The 15,363-nt window shown below is 69.7% G+C and carries 14 protein-coding genes; 2 read left to right on the forward strand and 12 right to left on the reverse strand.

Annotation, left to right across the window (positions count from 1 at the left end):
* Positions 1-76: 76 nt before the first annotated feature.
* The 10 genes from tatC to V5F48_RS07855 form a co-directional block, all read right to left on the reverse strand.
* Positions 77-883: a twin-arginine translocase subunit TatC gene (gene tatC, locus V5F48_RS07810; RefSeq protein WP_394258240.1), complete on the reverse strand. Its 807-nt coding sequence runs from the start codon at positions 881-883 to the stop codon at positions 77-79.
* Complete coding sequence (tatB, locus tag V5F48_RS07815; RefSeq protein WP_394258241.1) at positions 880-1,425, reverse strand: Sec-independent protein translocase protein TatB; 546 nt, start codon at positions 1,423-1,425, stop codon at positions 880-882. Before tatB ends, tatC begins: the two co-directional genes overlap by 4 nt.
* 60 nt (positions 1,426-1,485) lie before the next feature.
* Positions 1,486-1,722 carry a twin-arginine translocase TatA/TatE family subunit gene (locus V5F48_RS07820; RefSeq protein WP_012116377.1) on the reverse strand — a complete coding sequence of 79 codons (237 nt, stop codon included), beginning with the start codon at positions 1,720-1,722 and terminating at the stop codon, positions 1,486-1,488.
* 80 nt (positions 1,723-1,802) lie between these two features.
* The gene (locus V5F48_RS07825) at positions 1,803-2,900 is read right to left on the reverse strand and encodes an ABC transporter ATP-binding protein (protein WP_394258281.1); all 1,098 of its coding nucleotides are present in this window, start codon (positions 2,898-2,900) and stop codon (positions 1,803-1,805) included.
* Positions 2,901-2,920: 20 nt separating this feature from the next.
* Positions 2,921-3,649 carry an SMC-Scp complex subunit ScpB gene (gene scpB / locus V5F48_RS07830; protein WP_394258242.1) on the reverse strand — a complete coding sequence of 243 codons (729 nt, stop codon included), beginning with the start codon at positions 3,647-3,649 and terminating at the stop codon, positions 2,921-2,923.
* Positions 3,646-4,524, reverse strand: coding sequence for a segregation and condensation protein A (locus V5F48_RS07835; protein ID WP_394258243.1), 879 nt, complete (start codon positions 4,522-4,524; stop codon positions 3,646-3,648). Before V5F48_RS07835 ends, scpB begins: the two co-directional genes overlap by 4 nt.
* 2 nt (positions 4,525-4,526) lie before the next feature.
* A complete protein-coding gene (nagZ, locus tag V5F48_RS07840) occupies positions 4,527-5,540 on the reverse strand; it encodes a beta-N-acetylhexosaminidase (protein WP_394258244.1) in 1,014 nt (337 codons plus the stop codon).
* Between the two features lie 152 nt (positions 5,541-5,692).
* The gene (locus V5F48_RS07845; protein WP_394258245.1) at positions 5,693-6,958 is read right to left on the reverse strand and encodes a peptidoglycan DD-metalloendopeptidase family protein; all 1,266 of its coding nucleotides are present in this window, start codon (positions 6,956-6,958) and stop codon (positions 5,693-5,695) included.
* A 169-nt stretch (positions 6,959-7,127) separates the two neighbouring features.
* Entirely contained in the window at positions 7,128-8,402 is a 1,275-nt protein-coding gene (locus V5F48_RS07850) for an alpha/beta hydrolase (protein WP_394258246.1), read from the reverse strand.
* Between the two features lie 104 nt (positions 8,403-8,506).
* Entirely contained in the window at positions 8,507-9,166 is a 660-nt protein-coding gene (locus V5F48_RS07855) for a protein-L-isoaspartate(D-aspartate) O-methyltransferase (RefSeq protein ID WP_394108781.1), read from the reverse strand.
* A gap of 121 nt (positions 9,167-9,287) precedes the next feature.
* Here V5F48_RS07855 and recG point away from each other — a divergent pair, with 121 nt between their 5' ends.
* Positions 9,288-11,381 carry an ATP-dependent DNA helicase RecG gene (recG, locus tag V5F48_RS07860; RefSeq protein ID WP_394258247.1) on the forward strand — a complete coding sequence of 698 codons (2,094 nt, stop codon included), beginning with the start codon at positions 9,288-9,290 and terminating at the stop codon, positions 11,379-11,381.
* A gap of 89 nt (positions 11,382-11,470) precedes the next feature.
* A complete protein-coding gene (locus V5F48_RS07865) occupies positions 11,471-11,857 on the forward strand; it encodes a YbaN family protein (RefSeq protein ID WP_394258248.1) in 387 nt (128 codons plus the stop codon).
* Between the two features lie 16 nt (positions 11,858-11,873).
* Here the strand turns inward: V5F48_RS07865 and glmS are convergent, their stop codons facing one another.
* Complete coding sequence (gene glmS / locus V5F48_RS07870; protein ID WP_394258249.1) at positions 11,874-13,697, reverse strand: glutamine--fructose-6-phosphate transaminase (isomerizing); 1,824 nt, start codon at positions 13,695-13,697, stop codon at positions 11,874-11,876.
* 172 nt (positions 13,698-13,869) lie between these two features.
* Positions 13,870-15,216 (reverse strand): bifunctional UDP-N-acetylglucosamine diphosphorylase/glucosamine-1-phosphate N-acetyltransferase GlmU, encoded by a 1,347-nt coding sequence (gene glmU, locus V5F48_RS07875; protein WP_394258250.1) that lies wholly within the window; start codon positions 15,214-15,216, stop codon positions 13,870-13,872.
* Between the last annotated feature and the right edge of the window lie 147 nt (positions 15,217-15,363).

A 15,363-nucleotide genomic window follows, 5' to 3' on the forward strand; every position in this document is an offset into this window, starting at 1 on the left:
GGGGCATGACGGCGGAGAGGGAGCGCCAGGCCCGAATAAAATTCCCAATGATCCGGAAAAGGCCCCGTCGCCGCGTTCAGCTTGCGGCGGCGTCGGCCGCGTCCCGCGCCGCCTCTGCCGCCAGCCGCCGCCTCTCGACGATGCCCACCAGATAGACCGACACCTCGTAGAGAAGCAGCGTCGGCAGGGCAAGGGAGAGCTGGCTGATCACATCCGGCGGGGTGAGCACGGCGGCCGCGATGAACACGCCGACGATGGCGTAGCGGCGGGTCTTCTTCAGCATGTCCTGCGTCACCACCCCGATCTGCCCGAGCAGGGTCAGGATCACCGGAAGCTGGAAGCAGATGCCGAAGGCGAGGATGAGCGTGGTGATGAGGGAGAGATATTCCGACACGCGCGGCAAGAGTGAGATTTCCGCCTTCCCGTCGCCGCCGGTCTGCTGCATGCCCAGAAAGTAGGTCATGGCCAACGGCATGGCGACGAAATAGACGAAGGCCGCGCCGATGAGGAAGCAGATGGGGGTCGCCACCAGATAGGGCCGGAAGGCGTTCTTCTCGTGCTTGTAGAGGCCCGGCGCCACGAACATGTAGACCTGCGTCGCCACCACCGGGAAGGAGATGAACGCCGCCCCGAACATGCCGAGCTTGATCTGGGTGAACAAGAATTCCTGCGGCGCCGTGTAGATGAGCTTGATGCCCGGCGCGAAGCCGGAGGCAAACTCATAGGGCCACAGCAGGATGTTGTAGATCTGCTTGGCGAACATGAAGCAGACGAAGAAGGCGATGAGGAACGCGATCAGCGACTTGATGAGCCGCGACCGCAGTTCGATCAGATGCTCGATGAGCGGGGCCTTGGAGGCGTCGATTTCGTCCTCGTCGCTCATGACGCGCTCTTGGTCTCGCCGGCAACGGGGGCAGAAAAGGGTTCGGCGGAAACGGGTTCGGCCGCAAGCGGGCCGGCGGGCGGCGAGCCGACCTCCACCATGCGGCGGATTTCGTCGCGGATCGCGGCCATGGGATCGGGGGCTGCTTCGGGAGCAGCGGCAGGCAACTCCAGTGGCGCCGAAGCGGCGTCCACGGCCGGCGCCTCGGGGGCCGGAATCTCGGGAACTTTGGGCGGCGGATTGCCGCCCTCCACCGTGCTGCGGATTTCCTCGCGGATGGAGCGCAGCGGGTCGAACATCTCGGAGGTCGCCAGCGTGGAGCGGGCGCTCTCGGTGACGTCGGAGATTTCCTTGCGCATGTCCGCAAGGTCGGCCTCCCGCAGGGCCTCCTGGAACTGGCCCTGGAATTCGCCGGCCATGCGGCGCACCTTGGTGATGGTGCGGCCGACGGTGCGCAGCACCGAAGGCAACTCTTTAGGGCCGATGACGATCAGCGCGACAATGCCGATCAACATCAGCTCGGACCAGCCGATTTCGAACATGAGCGCCTGAACCCGGCGGACCCGCCGCCGCCCTCCTCAAGGGTTAAAGGGAGCCCGTCGTCAGACGGGCTTCTTCTCGGCCTCGGCGGCGCTCGATGTCTGGTGCGGGAGGGGGCGCGGCGCCTCAGGCGGGGCGGCCGGGGTCTTCGCCGGTTCGTCGTCCTCCGCCAGGCCCTTCTTGAAGGACTTGATGCCCTTCGCCACGTCGCCCATGAGATCGGAGATCTTACCACGACCGAACAGGAGGAGCACCACGGCCAGCACCACGATCCAGTGCCAGATGCTCAGCGAACCCATTTAACGTCCTCCAAGGAAGCTCTTCGCGCCGCAGCGCGCCCGACGCGATTTTCGCGCACGGGATTTCTCGGACGGCGACACTAGGCCCCGCCCGCGGCGAAAACAAGGACGTCCCCGGGGTCAACCACAAGCCCCACCTCGTCGCCCCTGCCCACGGCGCCCGCATCCCGCAGGCGGATCAGGAGCGGGCGGTCGAGCCCGTCGGTGATCACTTCCACGAGATCGAGTTCACCGAGGAAGCGCCGCTCCACCACCCGGCCCGCGATACCGGTGCCGGCGGGCGCGAGCGCGATGCCCTGCGGCCGCACCGCCACCACCACCGCGCCCTCGCGCAGTCCTGCGGGGGCGGCGAAGCGGCCCAGCGGCGTGTCCACCTGCCCGTCCAGTGCGAAAGCCTCCATCTCGTTCAGCTCGCAGAAGAAACGGGCGACGCCGAGGTCCGCCGGCCGGCGGTACAGCTCCGCCGGCGGGCCGAGCTGCACCAGTTCGCCCTTGCGCAGCAGCGCGATGCGGTCGGCCAGCCGCATGGCCTCTTCCGGGTCGTGGGTGACGATGATGGCGGTGGCCCTGGCGTCGCGCAGCACCGCCAGCGTGTCGGCGCGGACCTGGTCGCGCAGCCGCTTGTCGAGGCCGGAGAACGGCTCGTCGAGCAGCAGGATGCCCGGACGCGGCGCCATGGCACGGGCGAGCGCGACGCGCTGCTGCTGGCCGCCGGACAGTTCATGGGGATAGGCGTCGGCGAGGTCGGCGAGGTCGACGCGCGCCAGCGCCAGTCGGGCCTCCCGCTCGGCCTCCGCCCGCTTCAGGCCGCCGAGGCCGAACAGCACGTTTTCCAGATTGGTGAGGTGGGGGAACAGCGCATAGTCCTGGAACACCAGCCCCACGCCCCGCCGCTCCGGCGGCACGAAGGCGCCCTGCCCGGCCACCGGCTCGCCATCGATGAGGATGCGGCCCCGGTCCGGCCGCTCGATGCCGGCGGCGAGGCGCAGCAGCGAGGTCTTGCCGCAGCCTGACTGGCCGAGCAGGCACAGCACCTCCCCCGGCGTCACGGCAAGGCTCACGCCCTTCACCGCCGGCACGCCGCCATAGGCGAGTTCCACGGCATCGAAGGCGAGGCCCTTGGCGATGGCTGCGGGCGTGCGGCTGCGCACGGGGTTGGTCTCCACGATGTCGTCGATCAGCACCGGAACTCTTCCTCTCAGGCCTCGTCGGGCGTGTCCGAATAGTCCTCGTCCGGGGGTGGGGAAAGGGTGAAGTCGAGGGCTTCGGGCTCCAGCGCCTCCTCGTCCTCCCTCAGGGACGGATCATCGGATGGCAGCGGCATGGCGAAGCCCGCCGCCAGGCGCCCGTCGATGAGGCCGGCCCCCTTCATCTCGTCGAGGCCCGGCAGGTCCTGCACCGCATCGAGGCCGAACTGGACCAGGAAGGCCGGCGTGGTGCCGTAGGTCACCGGACGGCCGGGCGCCTTGCGGCGGCCGCGCAGGCGCACCCAACCGCTCTCCAGCAGCACGTCCAGCGTGCCCTTGGAGGTGGAGACGCCGCGGATTTCCTCGATCTCCGCCCGCGTCACCGGCTGGTGATAGGCGACGATGGCCAGCACCTCGACAGCGGCACGCGACAGCTTGCGCGCTTCGGGAACGGGACCGGCCACCACCCGGGCAAGATCGGGCGCGGTGCCCAGCATCCACCCGCCGGCGGCCTTCATGATGTTGACGCCGCGCCGGGCATATTCGGCGGTCAGCGTCTCCATGAGCGCGGCGAGGTCGGCCTCCTTGGACAGATGCGGCTTGAGCGCGCGCGCATCCACCGGCCCGGAGGAGGTGAAGAGCAGCGCCTCGATCACACGCAGGTCGCGCGCGAACGCAAAGGCGCGCTCGTCCTCCGGACGCACGTCGAACAGGTCGATGCGCGGTGCGGGCCGGTTCATGTCTCCTCTCCGGACGCCGGATGCGGCGCCTCACACGGCAAGATCTCGAGCGGCAAGGTCTCGAGCGGCAAAACGGGCTCCGCCGGGCGCGACCGCAGCCACAGGGGGGCGAAGGGGGCATCCTGCCGGATGTCCAGCATCCCTTCGCGCACCATCTCGAGGCTGGCCGAAAAGCTCGACGCGAGCGCTGTGGCCCGCTGCTCGGGCTCTGTCATGTAATCTAGCAGGAATTGGTCGAGCCGCATCCATTCACCCACGGCGTCCGCGCCCAAGAGCCGTTCCAGCCGCGCCCGCGCCTCGGCCAGCGACCACACCGCCCGCGTCTTGAGGGTGACGTGGGACAGCACCTGGGTCTGCCGCTGGCGGGCATAGGCGGACAGGAGATCATACAGGGTGGCGGTCCAGACGGTATAAAGCGGCTCTCCCGAGGCGGGGGGCACGGCGCGGGCGAACATGTCCCGGCCGAACTGGGGACGCGCCATCAGCTCTTGCGCCGCCTTGCGGATGCGCTCCAGGTGCCGCAGGCGCCGGGTGAAGGCAGCGGCCAGTTCCTCCGCGCTCGGCCCGTCCTCCTGCGGCGGGGCCGGCAGCAGCAGGCGGGATTTCAGGTAGGCGAGCCAGGCCGCCATCACCAGATAGTCGGCGGCGAGTTCCAGCCGGCCGCGCCGCGCGTCCTCGATGAAGGTGAGATACTGGTCCGCCAGCGCCAGGATGGAGATGCGGGTCAGGTCCACTTTCTGGGTGCGGGCGAGGGCCAGCAGCAGGTCGAGGGGCCCCTCGAAGCCGTCCACATCCACCATGAAGGCCTCGCCGGACCCGGCCTCGACGCGGTCGGCGCCAGCCTCGAAGGGGTCCGGTGCGACCTCGCCCGCCATGGTCAGGCGACCTGCCGGATGTGCGCCGCCACGCTCTCCCGCAGCGCCGCGGCGTCTACCTCCGCCGGCGTCCGGCGCAGGGCGAGGGCGCGCTCCGCCCGCTCCTTCGCGACACCGGCGAGCAGGGGCGACACGCTGGCCACGATGATCATCTCGTCCAGGCGGCCGTTGCAGTGGAGCAGCAGGTCGCAGCCGGCGGCGAGCGCGTCGCGCCCGCGGGTCGCCATGTCGCCGGCGAGCGCACCCATGGAAAGGTCGTCGCTCATGAGCAGGCCGGTAAATCCGATGCTTCCCCGGATCACCTCGTCCATCACCTTCGGCGAGGTGGTGGCGGGCCGCTCCGGATCGATATCCGCATAGACCACGTGGGCGGTCATGCCGAGGGGCAGGTCGGCCAGCAGCCGGAAGGCGGCGAAGTCCGCTGCCTCCAGCTCGGCACGGGGGGCGGTGACCACCGGAAGCCGCTCGTGGCTGTCGGCCGGGGCGCGGCCATGGCCGGGAATGTGCTTGAGCACCGGCAGCACGCCGCCTTCCAGCAGCCCCACCGCCGCCGCGCGGGCGAGCGCGGCCACCGGCTCGGGCGCGGTGCCATAGGCCCGGTTGCCGATGATACCGTGCCCGTCCGGGTGGCGCAGGTCGGCGCAGGGCAGGCAGTCCACGTCGATACCGAGGGCGTAAAGGTCGGCGGCGATGGCGCGGGAATTGAGCCGCACCGCCTCCAGCGCCGCCGCGGGATTATTCAGGTAGAGCGCGCCGAACGGCTCGGCCGGCGGATAGTCCGGCCAGTGGGGCGGCCTCAGGCGCTGCACCCGCCCGCCTTCCTGGTCGATCAGCACCGGCGCCTGCCAGCCCACCGCGGCGCGCAAATCCGCAACCAGGGCGCGGACCTGGTCCGGCGTTTCCACGTTGCGCGCGAACAGGATGAAGCCCCACGGCGCGGCATCCGCGAAGAAGGCGCGCTCGTCTGGGGTCAGGTGCGGACCGGCGCAGCCGGCGATGAAGGCGCGGGAGGTCATATGCTGGGCCTATAAGCGGGGGGAAGCGCCGTCAAGCTCGGGACGACGCGCCGGCACCACGCGCCTCCCCGTCCGTCCAGGTCGGCAACCGGACACCGGACATGAAAACGGCCGGGCAAGCCCGGCCGTGATCGCAGGAATTTCAGGTCGGCTCAGAGGCCGGCCACGTAGCGGCTCGGGTCCACCGCGGTGGAGCCCTTGCGGATCTCGAAGTGCAGCTGCGGCGAGTTGACGTTGCCGCTCTGGCCCGCCTTGGCGATGATCTGGCCGCGCCGCACGGTGTCGCCGCGCTTCACGTTCAGCTCGCTGTTGTGGGCATAGGCGGTGACGTAGCCATCCGCATGCTTCACCAGCACGAGGTTGCCATAGCCCTTCAGCTCGTTGCCCGCATAGGCCACCGTGCCGTCTTCGGCCGAGCGCACGCCGGTGCCTTCGGGCACGGCGAAGTTCACGCCGTCATTATGGGCGCCACCCGGCTTGGGACCGAAGGAGGCGATGACCCGGCCGCGCACCGGAGCGCGGAACTGGGGACCGGAGCCGGAGGCGCGGGGCGCATCGTCGGCATCGGCGACAGGCGAGACCTTGGCGGCGGTTTCCACCTTGGGCTCGGGCGCCGCCGACTTGGCCACCGCCGACTTGGCCGCCGCCTGGGTCGGGGCCGCCGCGAGCTTGGGTGCGGCCGCAGGCGGCGCCAGGTTCTGGGACAGGACCGGCGCGGTCGTCAGCGGCTTGGCGGCGACCGTCGCCGGCTGGCTGGCGGGCTTGCCGGGCACAGTCAGGGTTTGGGGCGCGGCCGCCACCTGCGGCGGCTTCGCAGCGAGGGCCGGCTGGGCCGCAGCCTGGGCCGCATGGGCCTGTGACGCACCGTTGCCGCCGGGGGGGATGACCAGCGTCTGGCCGGTCCGCACCGTATGGCCCGGAGCAATATTGTTGGCCGCACCGAGGGCCGCCGGGGCGACGCCATACATGCGGGCAACGGAGGCCAGCGTCTCGCCACCCACCACCACATGGGTTCCCGGCACCGCCGGACGGGCGGAGGCGGTCACCGGAGCCACCGCCGCGGCACCATAGCCCTGCGCGCCATAAAGCGGCTGGGTCGCGCCGGAGGAGGCATAGGAGGACGGCTGCGTGCCCGGGCCACCCTGTCCGGGCGGGGGCAACGCGACAGCATCCACACGGCCCGAGGGCGCGGCGCCGAGGGAGCCGGTGACATCACCGCCCCCCTGCTGCGCCCCTTGCTGGCCTGGATAGCCGCCGCCGTAGCCGGCGTTCGCCTGCTGCTGGGGGGGAGCCGTGAAGCCATCCGTCAGGAACCGGGTCGAGTCCGAACTGCATCCGGCAACCGTACCGGACACAAGCCCGATCAGCGCCAGTCGCGCGAAGACATTACGCCCGTGAGTCTCGCTGGAAATACGCATGTGACCGAACTCGCACGCAACGAAATACATGCGTCACTTAAGGGTCCCAGGCGTAAACGGCGGCTTAAGTCGGCCCACGCGAGCGGATGGCCGCCGACGTTTCACCCGACCCGTTGCCGGGAAGCAACACCGGCCGGCGAACGTCCACCGGCTCGTGCGCAGCACCCGATCAGCGTGCGGCCGGGGCGGTCACCGCATGGGTGCCGCTGGCGGCGGTATCGGTCACGGAATGGCCGAGCTGTTTCACGTGCTGGCCGTATTGGTTGCGGGTGTTCTCGTCCAGCACCGCCACCGGCGCGGCGATGACGAGGCCCGCGGCCGTACCCACGGTGGAGGCGGCGCCCGAGGTCATCTGGATGATGTGCTCGCCGACGCCCACGCGGGAATCCGTCATGGCCTGGCCCTCGGCAAGGCGGGCGCCGATGGCCTGCACCACCTCGGGGCTCGCGGCGAACTTGCCATGGGCGAGGGCGTCGTCGGTCTTCAGCTTGGTGAGGTCGATGACGTTGATGTTGTTGCGCTCGAACTCGGAGCGATAGGGCTCCAGCTCCGGATTGACCGCGCCCACACGCGGCATATCGCCCCACACCCGTTTGGACACGGCCAGCGCCTTGTCGTCCTGCGAGACAAACAAGGTGAAGGCGGGCCGGTTGGGGCCGATCTCGTTGAAGAAGGCCGCGAACACGTCCACGTCCACGTCAGGGGCGGCGAGCATCACATATTTGATCTTCGGCAGGATGCGGCCGTTGCGGATGGCCATCTGCCGCAGCGCTTCCAGCGTCACCACATTGCCCATGGAGTGGGCGAGGATGGAAATCTCACCCACGTTGGGGTCCTTCGCCATGAAGGTGAGCAGCCGTTCGAGGGCATCGCGCGAAACCGAGGTGCTCTCCCGGTCATAGCCATAGGCGAGCAGGCTGCCGCGCGACGGCCAGGTGAACAGCACCGGCGTCACCGGGGCGTTGGAATCGTGGACGATCTGGGCGAAGCGGAACACCGCGTCATCGAAGCGCTGGTTGAAGCCGTGGACGAACACCAGCGCCTGCCGGTTCGGCGTGCGGCGGATGCGCGCGTTGAACCACGTGATGGCCTGCTCCTGGGTCAGCTCGTCAAGCTGGGTGGTGACAAAGTCGGTGGCCGGGTTGCCAGGAACGGACCGCGGCCACTGCACGTCGCCCTCCTTGCGGGCCGGCGGGATGGAGACGGTGACCTCGGCGAAGCTCGACTTGCGCGCGCGCTCGCCGTTGAAGATGTCCGGTCCGTCGGCGCGTTCGCGGACGGTGGCGACCACCATGTTGACGCGGGAGGTGCCGGGCACGCTGTCCGGTACCGGGATGAGCACGCCGGCCGGCCGACCCCCGCAGCCCGAAAGGGAACCGAGCAGGACCGCGCACGCCAGTACCCGCCACACACGGCGCGACACGACAACCGCCACGTTCTTCATCCCCCGAAACGAAACATTAAGGTTCGATAGCCGAGCGGACCCCGGGCGGCAACCGCACTGCAGCCTAAGACGGGAGTAATGGGGCGCCGGCATGGCGCTTTGCGTTAAAGTGTGGCCGCGGCACCCGGAATGAGCGGCACAAAACGCACCTTCATAAGCTCGGTGCGCGTGCGCCCGGACTGCTCCTTCACGTAGCGCACCAGGGTCTGGATCTCTTCCGGCGCGCCCAGCGGCATCACGATGACGCCGCCGAACTTGAGCTGGTCGATCAGCGGCAAGGGAATGTCGGGCGCCGCCGCCGTCACCAGGATGCGATCGAAGGGCGCGCGGGCGGGCATGCCCTGAGTGCCGTCGCCCACATAGGCCGTGACATTGCGCAGGCCCAGCACCTCGAACCGCGCCTGCGCCTCCGCTACCAAAGAACGGTAGCGATCCACCGTAACCACCCGCGCGGCGAGGTGGGAAAGCACGGCGGCATGGTAGCCAGACCCCGTTCCCACCTCCAGCACCGAATGGTCGGCGGTCAGCGACAGGGCCTCGGTCATGGCGGCGACGAGGCTGGGCTGGGACATGGTCTGGCCGCAGGCGATGGGCAGGGCCACGTCGTCATAGGCGTGCCGACGCAATGCGGGGTCCACGAACAGGGCGCGCGGAACCAGCTCCATGGCGCGCAGCACGCCCACGTCGCGAATCCCCCTCTGGCGCAGGCCGAGGATGAAGGCCATGCGCTCCGCCTGTTCGCCTTCGCCTTCGCCGGTGCTCATGCGGGACACTCATCCGTGCGGGTTAGATATTGATAGATATAGGAGAACGCTTGTGACCTCCAGTTGAAGCGCACCAGGAGCCGCTTGCGCCGCGCGGGCGAACAGGACACCTTCCGCCGCCATGCGCCCGGATGCCCTCCTCCCTTTGTTCGCGCCGCTCACCAGCCTGCCCGGCATCGGCCCCAAGCTGGCGCGGCCCTATGGCCGGCTGCTGGGCCGGGAGATGCCGCGCGTCCTCGACCTGTTGTTCCACATGCCGTCCGGCTTCGTGGACCGGCGCGCCCGCCCCACCATCGCCGAGGCCATCCCCGAGACCGACGTGACGCTGGAGGTGCGGGTGGACGCCCACCAATCCCCGCCCCCCGGCAGCCGCGCGCCCCACCGCACCTATGTGTCGGATGCCTCCGGCGACATGGTGCTGGTGCATTTCAAGATGGACCCGGCGCGCCTCGAACACATGCTGCCCGTGGGACAGACTCGCTGGCTGTGCGGCCGCATCTCGCTTTATGACGGCATGCGGCAGATGACCCATCCCGACCGTATCCTCGATGCGGCGGGCCTCGCCCGGCTGCCGGCGGTGGAGCAGGTCTACCCGCTGGTGGAGGGCCTCGCCGCCGGCCATGTGCGCCGCGCCATGGAGGCCGCGCTCCAGCGCGTGCCCGAGCTTCCCGAATGGATCCCTCAGGACCTCCTTGCCGAACACGGCTGGCCCGCCTTCAAGGAGGCCCTTGCCCGCGTGCACCGGCCGACCAATCCCCAGGAGGCGACCCCGGCCGGCGCACCGTGGCGGCGGCTCGCCTTCGACGAATTGTTCGCCCACCAGATCACCCTCGCCCTGCTGCGCGCGCAGGAGGAAAAGGCCGGCGGCCGCGCCACCGTGGGCGACGGGCACATCTCTGCCCGGCTCATCGCCGCCCTGCCCTTCCGCCTCACGGCTGGGCAGGAGCAGGCGGTGGCGGCCATCCGTGCGGATCTGGCCGCCGACACCCGCATGCTGCGCCTGCTGCAGGGCGACGTGGGCTCTGGCAAGACCGTGGTGGCGCTGATGGCCGCCGCCACCGTGGCCGAGGCCGGCCGCCAGACCGCCCTGATGGCGCCCACGGAAATCCTCGCCCGCCAGCACCACGAGACCATCGCGCCTCTAGCCGAGGCGGCGGGCCTGTCCGTCAGCATCCTCACCGGGCGGGAGAAGGGGCGCGCCCGCACAGCGGTACTCACCGAGCTGCAGCATGGCCGCACCGACATTGTGATCGGCACCCATGCCCTGATCCAGGACGACGTGATCTTCCGCGACCTCGCCCTCGTGGTGGTGGACGAGCAGCACCGCTTCGGCGTGGAGCAGCGCCTGACCCTCGCCCGCAAGGGGGAGGCGGTGGACATGCTGGTGATGACTGCCACCCCCATCCCGCGCACCCTCGTCCTCACCCTGTTCGGCGACATGGATTCGAGCGAGCTGCGCGAGAAGCCGCCGGGCCGGCAGGCCATCGACACCCGCGCCATCCCCCTCGACCGGCTGGACGAGGTGGTGGCGGCGGCCGGCCGGGCCCTGTCCTCCGGCGCCCGCGCCTACTGGATCTGCCCGCTGGTGGAGGAGACCGACACCTCGGACCTCGCCGCCGCCACCGAGCGCTTCGAGGTGCTGAAATCCATCTTCGGCGACAAGGTGGGGCTGGTGCACGGCCGCATGTCCGGGGCGGCCAAGGACGAGGCCATGGCCCGCTTCGCGTCAGGCGAGACCCGGCTTCTGGTGGCCACCACCGTCATCGAGGTGGGGGTGAACGTGCCCGAGGCCACGGTGATGGTGATCGAGCACGCGGAGCGCTTCGGCCTCGCCCAGCTCCACCAGCTGCGCGGACGGGTGGGGCGCGGCGACAAGCCCTCCGTCTGCCTCCTGCTCTATCGCGCGCCGCTGGGCGAGACGGCGAAGGCGCGCCTCGCCATCCTGCGCGAGAGCCAGGACGGCTTCCGCCTCGCCGAAGAGGATCTGCGCCTGCGCGGAGAAGGCGACGTGCTCGGCACAAGGCAAAGCGGCATGCCGGGCTTCCGCACCGCGCGCCTCGAGTTCCATTCCGGCGAGGTGGAGGAAGCCCGGGCCGCCGCGGCCCAATGCGTCAGGGGCGATCCTGACCTTGCGGCACCTCAATCCGGCCCGCTCCACACCCTGCTGCACCTGGCCGAGCGGGATGCCGCCATGCGCTTGCTCTCGGCGGGATGAGGGGCCATGGTCCGGCCATGATGCCTGATCCAGACACCTCCGGCGTTCGGCCGCCCGCTGGCCTCCCGCATCGGTCGGAAAGCGAGCGGATGGCGGCGCGCCGCTGGTCTCGCGCGGCCATCTACCAGAAGCTGCTGTTTGCCGCCGGCATCGTCTTTCTGGTCATCGGTGCCATCGGCATGGTGGTGCCCATGCTGCCGGGAACGGTGTTCCTGATCCTCGCCGCCTGGTGCTTCACCCGCTCCTCGCCGCGCTTCGAGGCCTGGCTGTTGAACCACCGCTGGCTTGGTCCCGGCGTGGTGCGCTGGCGCGACACCGGCGCCATCCCGCCTCTGGTGAAGCTGTTCGCCCTGTCGAGCTTCGTCGGCACCTTCACCGGCTCGTGGTATTTCGGCGCGCCGGTGCCGGTGCTGGCGGTGCTGGGCGTGATGTTTATCGCCCTCGCCGTATTCGTGGCGAGCCGGCCGAACCGGTAGCCTTTCGCCCCGTCCCCTACTCCACCGTCACCGACTTGGCGAGGTTGCGCGGCTGGTCCACGTCCGTGCCCATGATGACCGCCGTGTGATAGGCGATCAGCTGCACCGGGATGGAATAGACCATGGGGCACACGGTGGAGGGCATCTCCGGCAGGATCAGCTTCTGCACCGCCCCCACGTCCACCGCCGCCGCGCCCAGGGGGTCGGTGACGAGGATGATCCGGCCGCCGCGCGCCGCCACCTCTTCCATGTTGGAGACGGTCTTGTCGAAGATGCGGTCGTGGGGGGCGATGACCACCACGGGCATCTTCTCGTCGATGAGGGCGATGGGGCCGTGCTTCAGCTCGCCGCCGGCATAGCCTTCGGCGTGGATGTAGGAGATTTCCTTGAGCTTGAGCGCCCCTTCGAGGGCCAGCGGGTAGTTGGTGCCGCGGCCGAGATAGAGCACGTCCCGCGCCTTGGCGAGGGTGCGGGCGAGCACCTCGATTTCCGGGGAGAGCTTCAACGCCTCGGTCATCAGGCGCGGCACTTCCATGAAGGCGCGCACCAACTTGTGCTCGTCATCCTCGCCCAGCACGCCCTTGGCCCGGCCGAAGGCCACGGCGAGGCAGGCCAGCGTCGCCAGCTGGCAGGTGAAGGCCTTGGTGGAGGCGACGCCGATTTCCGGGCCGGCGAGGATGGGCAGCACCACGTCCGCCTCGCGGGCGATGGTGGAGGTGGGCACGTTCACCACGGCCACCACCTTCTGCCCGCACTCCTTGGCGTAGCGCAGGGAGGCCAGAGTATCCGCCGTCTCGCCCGACTGGGAGATGACGATAGTGATGCCGTCCGGCGTCAGCGGCGTCTCGCGGTAGCGGAATTCGGAGGCGATGTCGGTGGAGACCGGGACCCGGCCGAACCGCTCGAACCAGTATTCCGCCACCGCGCCAGCATAGAGCGCCGTGCCGCAGGCGGTGATGGAGATGTTGGTCACCGCCTTGGGATCGAACGGCAGCTCGGGCAGGGCCACGGTCTCGGCGGCAAGGTCGAGATAATGGCCGAAGGTGTGGGAGATAACCTCCGGCTGCTCGTAGATCTCCTTCGCCATGAAGTGGCGGTGGTTGCCCTTGTCCACCAGCATGGCGCCGGCGGGCACCTTCTGGATGGTGCGCTGCACCAGCCGCCCGGTCTCGTCGCGGATTTCCACGCCCTCGCGGGTCAGCACAGCCCAGTCGCCCTCCTCCAGATAGGCGATGGTGTCCGTGAACGGGCCCAGCGCGATGGCGTCCGAGCCCAGGAACATCTCGCCCTTGCCGTAGCCGATGGCCAGCGGCGAGCCGCGCCGGGCGCCGATCAGCAGGTCGGTCTTGCCGTCGAACAGGAAGGCCAGCGCGAAGGCGCCCTTCAGCCGCGGCAGCACGGCCGCCACCGCCGCCACCGGATCGCGACCGGCGAGCAGTTCGCGGTCCACCAGCTGGGCGACGATCTCGGTGTCGGTATCGCTCTTGAAGCTGACGCCCTGGGCTTCCAGCTCCTGCTTCAGCTCGCGGAAATTCTCGATGATGCCGTTGTGCACCACCGCCACCCGCTTGGTGCCGTGGGGATGGGCGTTGCGCTCGGAGGGCTTGCCGTGGGTGGCCCAGCGGGTGTGGCCGATGCCCGAATGGCCGTTCAGCGGATACTTGTCGAGCTTGGTTTCCAGGTGCCTCAGCTTGCCTTCGGCCCGGCACACCTCCAGGTGGCCGTTTTCGAGGGTCGCGATGCCGGTGGAATCATAGCCGCGATATTCGAGGCGGCGGAGCGCCTCCACCACCTTATCCGCGACAGCGCCCTTCCCGAGAATGCCGACGATGCCGCACATGCACAAAAGCTCCGCTCGTTCCGGTCGCCAAAGGTCGGCGCCCGCTTAGGCCCCAAGGTCCAACCCCAAGGTCCACTCCAAAGCTGAATGGACCGTTCCCGCCCGTTCGCTCAAGCCCGGACGGCATCACTTCCGCTTTCGCTTTCTGTCAGGACAGGTCTCAGGAACAGGCTCAGCCCTTCGGTTTGCCGCGCGCGGCGCGGAACTCCCGCGCCCAGCCCTCCTTCACCACCTGCCGGCTGCGGGCGATGGCGAGGGCATCGTCCGGCACATCCGAAGTGATGACGGCGCCGGTGCCGACGAAGGCGCCCTTGCCGATGGTCACGGGCGCCACCAGCGCCGAATTGACGCCGATGAAGGCCCCTGCCCCGATCTCGGTGCGGTACTTGCCGAAGCCGTCGTAGTTGCAGGTGATGGTGCCGGCGCCGAGATTGGCGCCCGCCCCCACATGGGCGTCGCCCACGTAGGACAGGTGGTTCACCTTGGCGCCGCTTTCAATGTGAGCCGCCTTGGTCTCCACGAAATTGCCGATGCGCACCCCCGAATCGAGCTGGGTGCCCGGCCGCAGCCGCGCATAGGGGCCGATGGTGACCCCCGATTCCAGCCGCGCACCTTCCAGATGGCAGAAAGCGTGGATGACCACATCGTCGCCGATGCTCACCCCGGGGCCGAACACCACGTGGGGCTCCACGATCACGTCGCGGCCCAGCACCGTGTCGGCGCAGAGGAACACGGTCTCGGGAGCCACCAGCGTGGCACCGTCAGCCATGGCGGCAAGCCGCAGACGGCGTTGCAGGATGGCTTCCGCCTCGGCCAGCTGCACCCGGCTGTTGACGCCGGCCACCTCGTCCGCATCCGCGCGGGCAGCCACTGCCGAAAGCCCGGCCGCGCGGGCGATCTCCACCGCGTCGGTGAGATAATATTCGCCCTTGGCATTGGTATTGCCGATGCGCTCCAGAATGCCGAGGGCGTGGGCGCCGGCCAGCGCCATCAAGCCGGCATTGCAGAAGCGAACCGCCTTTTCCTCAGCGCTCGCGTCCTTCTCCTCGCGGATGGCGACCAGTTCGTCACCCCGCGTCACGAGGCGGCCGTAGCCGGTGGGGTCTGCTGGTTCGAAGCCGAGGGCCGCCACCGCCGCGCCGGCCTTGAGCGGCGCGCGCAACAGGCCGAGGGTTTCCGGCCGCACCAAAGGCGTGTCGGCATAGAGCACCAGCACATCGTCGGCGCCCTTCTCCAGCGCGGCGCGGGCGGCGAGGACGGCATGGGCGGTGCCCAGGCGCTCGGTCTGCTCGAACACCTCCGCGTCGGGCACGATCCGGCGCACCTCGGCGGCGACATCCTCCCGGCCGGGGCCGACCACAACGGCGGTGCGGGTGGCGCCGGCGGCGCGGGTGGCGGCCAGCACATGGTGCAGCATGGTGCGGCCGGCGACCTTGTGCAGCACCTTCGGCAGCCGCGAGGCCATGCGCGTGCCCTCCCCGGCCGCGAGAACCACGACGAGCAGGCTCCGGTCACTCATTCTAACCCCTCCTCGGCGAAGCGCCGTCCCTTACCCTGCCGCCGGCGGATACGCCATCCCGCCTGATCCATCCCGCCTTGCCACTGGACCCGCCCCGCGCCATTTCATAAGGAGCATGCTCCGTTCCGCCGGCTGAAGAGACCGTGA

Origin of the sequence: Xanthobacter autotrophicus ATCC 700552, from assembly GCF_043194565.1 — a bacterium.
Lineage (GTDB): Bacteria > Pseudomonadota > Alphaproteobacteria > Rhizobiales > Xanthobacteraceae > Xanthobacter > Xanthobacter autotrophicus_F.

What these genes read in the sequence shown, in the direction of transcription:
- tatC (WP_394258240.1), bottom strand. Translation starts at nt 883, where the DNA reads ATGAGCGACGAGGACGAAATCGACGCCTCCAAGGCCCCGCTCATCGAG.
- tatB (WP_394258241.1), bottom strand. Translation starts at nt 1,425, where the DNA reads ATGTTCGAAATCGGCTGGTCCGAGCTGATGTTGATCGGCATTGTCGCG.
- V5F48_RS07820 (WP_012116377.1), bottom strand. Translation starts at nt 1,722, where the DNA reads ATGGGTTCGCTGAGCATCTGGCACTGGATCGTGGTGCTGGCCGTGGTG.
- scpB (WP_394258242.1), bottom strand. Translation starts at nt 3,649, where the DNA reads ATGAACCGGCCCGCACCGCGCATCGACCTGTTCGACGTGCGTCCGGAG.
- V5F48_RS07835 (WP_394258243.1), bottom strand. Translation starts at nt 4,524, where the DNA reads ATGGCGGGCGAGGTCGCACCGGACCCCTTCGAGGCTGGCGCCGACCGC.
- nagZ (WP_394258244.1), bottom strand. Translation starts at nt 5,540, where the DNA reads ATGACCTCCCGCGCCTTCATCGCCGGCTGCGCCGGTCCGCACCTGACC.
- V5F48_RS07845 (WP_394258245.1), bottom strand. Translation starts at nt 6,958, where the DNA reads ATGCGTATTTCCAGCGAGACTCACGGGCGTAATGTCTTCGCGCGACTG.
- V5F48_RS07850 (WP_394258246.1), bottom strand. Translation starts at nt 8,402, where the DNA reads ATGAAGAACGTGGCGGTTGTCGTGTCGCGCCGTGTGTGGCGGGTACTG.
- V5F48_RS07855 (WP_394108781.1), bottom strand. Translation starts at nt 9,166, where the DNA reads ATGAGCACCGGCGAAGGCGAAGGCGAACAGGCGGAGCGCATGGCCTTC.
- recG (WP_394258247.1), top strand. Translation starts at nt 9,288, where the DNA reads ATGCGCCCGGATGCCCTCCTCCCTTTGTTCGCGCCGCTCACCAGCCTG.
- V5F48_RS07865 (WP_394258248.1), top strand. Translation starts at nt 11,471, where the DNA reads ATGGCGGCGCGCCGCTGGTCTCGCGCGGCCATCTACCAGAAGCTGCTG.
- glmS (WP_394258249.1), bottom strand. Translation starts at nt 13,697, where the DNA reads ATGTGCGGCATCGTCGGCATTCTCGGGAAGGGCGCTGTCGCGGATAAG.
- glmU (WP_394258250.1), bottom strand. Translation starts at nt 15,216, where the DNA reads ATGAGTGACCGGAGCCTGCTCGTCGTGGTTCTCGCGGCCGGGGAGGGC.